Origin of the sequence: Protofrankia sp. Cas8 (assembly GCF_963555845.1) — a bacterium.
GTDB lineage: Bacteria > Actinomycetota > Actinomycetes > Frankiales > Frankiaceae > Protofrankia.
In genome coordinates this window covers 7784-12850 of record NZ_CAUVXI010000081.1, presented here as the reverse complement: position 1 = coordinate 12850, position 5067 = coordinate 7784, and the positions used below count along the sequence as shown (strand labels likewise).

The window sequence follows — 5067 nt, the reverse complement described above, 5'->3', positions numbered from 1 at the left end:
TCTACACCCGCGGCATGTACGACATCAGTGGGTACCGCGCGGACGCCGACGTCCTGCTGTGGTGGACCAGTCCGGATCCGGACCTGCTGCAGGAGACCTACCAGCGGTTCCGTCAGAGTGCCCTGGGGCGGGCCATGGCCCCGGTGTGGTCCGGGGTCGGCCTGCACCGGCCGGCCGAGTTCAACCGCAACCACGTCCCCGCCTATGTCCGGCGCGAGGATCCCCGGCCGTATGTCTGTGTCTATCCGTTCAACAGGTCACTGGAGTGGTATCTGCTGCCCGACTACGAACGGCGGGGCATGCTGGCCGAACACGGGATCATGGGTCGGGAGTTCGCTGATGTCCGGGCGAACACAGTGGCTGCTTTCGGTCTCGGTGACTATGAGTGGTTGCTGGCGTTCGAGGCGGACGAGCTCCACCGGATTGTCGACTGCCTTCGGCACCTGCGCGGCAGCCGGGCGCGGGTGCATACCCGGTTGGAAACGCCGTTCTTCACCGGGGTTCGCAAGCCGGTCGCTGATCTCGTTGCGGCGCTGCCGTAGCGTCCGGCCGCGACCCGCTGGCGGAATGGCACCATTCATGCTGGTTCGTACCGATTTTTCATCCGGTTGGGTCGTGGGCCGCCCCCGTCTGAGCGGGCATCCGGGTGGGCGTTCCGGGTAAACTGGTCATTATGTTGCAATTACGTCGCGTAACTTCGTCCCCGATCGTGGATGGCTGTGATTCTCTGCTACCATCGGTTACCACAAATCCATGGATGTCTGACCCGCGTCACCTTGCCGACCGCTTCCGGTAACCTCAAGGGGGTCGCCGGATTGCTTCCCGAGTGGTACCGGTACGGTTTTCCGTGTGGTAATCCCAGGCGGTTGTTCCGACATGCCATTCACGGTTCCCGTAGGATCTGACAACGGAGGCCGGAACACGGCGGCTCGGTTTACCGATCTGTTGGGACGGGTGAGATTCTCGCGGACCGCGATTGGTTCTGTTGCGACCTGTCGGACCTGTCGCGCGATCGCGTCCATGCCTCACCGAGGCCGCACCGAGGAACGGAGCACGCGCTGCCGGAGATCGAACCCCGATGGCGTCCGTCCGGGTATCCGACCCGCCGGACACGGCGTTTGACGACGCCTGGACGGCCGCGGCGGAGGCTGGTTCCTGGTTGATCGACGCTGTTCCGCGGTGGCCGCAACGATCCGGGTGGGTACATCCACACGGTCGTGGCGGAGCGCTGGCAGCAGGTCGCCCGATCGTGCGGATTGAGATCTTATGATTGCAGACAGTGAGAAGTCGTCCGAGTCCTGGGGGGGCTGGCAGTGACGGAGACAATGCCCGGTGACGCTCGGGCAGCGATGGGGGCCAGATTGGCCCCCCTTGTCCGTGGTTTTGACATGTGGGATCAAGCTGATCCCGATTTCGGCGACATGCCCGAGGACGGCCGGCAGTCTCGCCGGCATCGGTCCGCCGTCCCGGAATCAGCGGCCACGGGTGCCATGGAGCGGGTGGGATACCGTGCTCAGGTCGCCTGGGAGCGCAGGTATGTTCGCCTTCTCATCGTGTTCGACATTCTGGGCTGTGTGCTGGCCGCGATTATAGCGTTCTTTGTGCGTTTTGGTGACCATCCGTTTCAGTCCTCATGGCCGTACATCCTCATGAGCGGCTTACTGCCGGTGGCCTGGGCGCTGTCGATGGCATTCGGGCGTGCATATGAGGGACGTTTTCTCGGCGGCGGTTCGGAGGAATTCAAGCGGGTCGTGAACGCGGCGGCCCGGATCACCGCATGCGTCGCGGTGATTTCCTACGCGACAAAACTTGAGATTGCTCGAAGCTATATTCTCATTGCGTTTCCCGTCGCCACCGTCCTTTCGGTTGTCGGCCGGAGTGGTGGGCGTGGCATTCTTCACCATATGCGGCGAAACCGTCGCTGTCTGCACAGGGTGCTGGTTGTCGGTGCTGGTGAGTCGGCGGCGACCCTTGTCCGCCTGGCCCATCGTGACCCGACGTCCGGCTGGTCGGTGGTCGGGGTCTGTCTTGATCGGTCCCCGGGTCGCCACAGCCATGACCTGCCTGAACGAAGTGGCTTCGACCTGCTCGGGGTTCCGATCGTCGGAACGTTGGACAGCCTCCACACCGCGATCCAGGCCACGAGAGCGACGACGGTGGCCATCTGTCCGCAGCTGGACAGCGACACCCTTCGACAGGTGATGTGGGCTCTCGAGGGCAGCGACGTCGACGTTCTGGTGAGCTCCGCGCTCACCGACGTCACCGGTCCCCGTATTTCGATCCGCCCGGTGGCTGGCCTTCCCCTGCTCCATATCGAGGAACCGGAGCTCACCGGTGGCCGGCGGGTCCTGAAGGCGTTGGTCGACCGTTGTCTCGCGCTCGCCGCGGTTATGATTTTCGCGCCGTTGCTCCTGGGGCTCGCAATCGCGGTGCGGCTGAACAGCCGGGGTCCGGCGATCTTCAAGCAGACCCGGGTGGGTCGCGGTGGTGATTCGTTCCGGATGTACAAGTTCCGTTCGATGTACATCGACGCCGAAGCGCGTCTGGAGGGGCTCCGCGGGGCGAACGAGCGTTCCGAGGGCCTGCTGTTCAAAATGCGTAATGATCCCCGGGTGACCCCGGTCGGGCGCTTCCTGCGCAAGTGGTCGTTGGACGAACTGCCTCAGTTGTTCAACGTCATCAACGGAAGCATGTCGCTGGTCGGCCCGCGGCCGCCGCTGCCGTCGGAGGTGGCGCAGTACGAAGGCGACGTACATCGCCGGTTGATGGTCAAGCCCGGACTCACCGGACTGTGGCAGATCAGCGGCCGTTCCGATCTCGAGTGGGACGAGTCGATCCGCCTGGACCTGCGCTATGTCGAGAACTGGTCGCTGGCCATGGACTTCGTGATCCTCTGGCGGACGCTGTTCGCCGTCGTGCGTCGCGAGGGCGCCTACTGACAACGCCCGGTCGTCCCACATCCCCCTGGTGCGAGTCGACCTGTCGCACCCGCTGCCCTTGCGGTCCGCAACCGTGGACGGCGTCTTCGCCGGTGAGATCTTCGCGGGTAGCATGCGTTCGCGTGGGGGGTCTCGTCGGGCGCGGGCCGGAGCTGGCGTTGCTGCAGGACGCTCTCGAACGCGCGCGGTCCGGTCAGGGCAGCGTCGTGTCGATCTCCGGCGAGCCAGGTGTCGGCAAGACAGCCCTCTGTCGTGCCTTCGCTGAGATGGCGACCGGCGCCGGTGCCCGGGTGTTGTGGGGCGCGTGCTTCCAGGGGCAGGCCCAACCGTCGTACGGCCCGTGGGTGGACGCAATGGCACCGCTCGGAGGCCTTGACATCGGCACGGGGCAGCTGAACCCACGCGAGGCACGGTTGCGGGTGTTCGCGTCAGCCCACGAGACCCTTACCGCCGCCGGGGCCGGGGCCGGGGCCGGTACGGGGACCGTCGTGGTGATAGACGACCTGCACTGGGCGACGGCGGACAGCCTCGAGCTTTACGGCTACGTCGCGGCGCGAGCGGTGGCTGCCGGCATTGTACTGATCGGCACGTATCGGGACCCCGATCCGGCGGTGTCGGGCATTAGCGGTATTGCCGGCGACACTGCGCTCGTTGCCCTGCTCGGCTCCCTCGTCCGCATCCACGGCTATCTCGACCTGCGGCTGCGCGGACTCGACCCGACCGGCGTGGGGCGCTACCTGGCCCGGACGTTCGGCGAGACCGGCGCCAGGCATACCGGCGCCAGGAGTACCGGCGCCAGGAGTACCGGTGGCGACGAGCCAGCCGGGACGGGCGAGCCAGCCGGGACGGACGAGGTGCCGCGGGCGGTCGTCCGCGCGGTGCACGAGCACACGGCGGGAAATCCGTTCTACGTCCGCGAAGTAGCCCGAGGTCTGGTCGAGGACGGCAAACTCGTCCGACGCGACGGACGGTGGCTCAGTGACACGAGCGTGTCCGCGCTGGGCATTCCGGCCACCGTCCGCCAGGCGGTGCGGGCACGCGTCGGAGGGCTGGCACCGGCAACGCGATCGTTGCTGCAGGCCGCCGCGGTGTTTTCCGGCGACCTGCGCCTGGCCACGGTGGGCGCGGTGGCGGAACTGTCCGAGGCGGGCGCACTCGACGCGGTGGACCAGGCCTTGGCGACAGGATTCCTGCGACGCACGGCGAATGTCTGCGCCCCCTACGCGTTCGCGCACGCGATCGTCCGCGACGCGCTGGCTGACTCGATCAATCCCGACCGGGCTGCCCGCCTGCACCGCCGTGCCGCCGACGTCCTCGAAGGCGAACAGCCCACCGATCACGCTGCCGTCGCGGAGCAGTACCTGCGGTCCCGGGCGCTGCCGGGAGCCGAACGCGGCGTCATCCACTGCCTGCATGCCGCCGAGTCCGCCAGCCGCGACCACGCTCACGGCCAAGCCGTCCGGCTGCTTGGCAACGCCCTGGAGCTGATGCCGGCCCAAGGCGGCAACGAACGGGCGGAGGTTCTTCGGCGGCTGGCGGTCGCGCAGGCGCAAGCCCTCGACGCCACCAGGGCACCCGAGACCACCCGTCGCGCGCTCACCCTGCTCGACGCGGCGCAAGGCGCCGAACTCGTCATCCACGTGGTCGACGCGCTACGGGAAGGTGCGCCCGCTTCGGCCTGGGAGCCGCTGGTAGGTGACGGTCTTCGCCTGGTCGCAGACGACGGTAACCTGACGTGGGCCCGGCTGGCGGTCGCCGTGGACCCGGTTGACACTGTCGAGTCCGGTGCGATGGCGTGGGTGCGGGTCGGGCGATGGCGGGAGTACCCGGCCGACGCCGTCGCGGTCCTGCGCTCCCGCGGCGGCGAGGACGACCAGGCCCGCGCGATCGAACCGTTCCAGCCGAGAACCGTCGAACAGACACAGGCACTGTTGGCGCGGGTTCAGGGCTGGTCGAGTCCGCGGGCGGTCATGCGCGGTCTCGACCTGGTGGGCCGGGATTTCACCTTCCGCCACGGCCGGATCACCGTCGCCACCGACTGCTACCGGGAACTGCTGGCAGTCGGTGAACGGGTCGGGTCAGTGGTCGCGAGGAGCGAGGCGTGCGCGCAGCTTGCCCTGTGCACGGC

3 protein-coding genes are annotated in these 5067 nt (G+C 67.4%); all 3 read left to right on the top strand.

Translation table 11 applies throughout. The features are described from left to right. A partial coding sequence (hemQ, locus tag U9977_RS13570) for a hydrogen peroxide-dependent heme synthase (protein ID WP_322749609.1) occupies positions 1-542 on the top strand: 542 nt, incomplete at its 5' end. 948 nt (positions 543-1490) lie between these two features. Continuing rightward, entirely contained in the window at positions 1491-2939 is a 1449-nt protein-coding gene (locus U9977_RS13565) for a sugar transferase (RefSeq protein ID WP_322749616.1), read from the top strand. Positions 2940-3061: 122 nt separating this feature from the next. Continuing rightward, positions 3062-5067: ATP-binding protein (locus U9977_RS13560; RefSeq protein ID WP_322749608.1), on the top strand; the 2006-nt coding region annotated here is incomplete at its 3' end.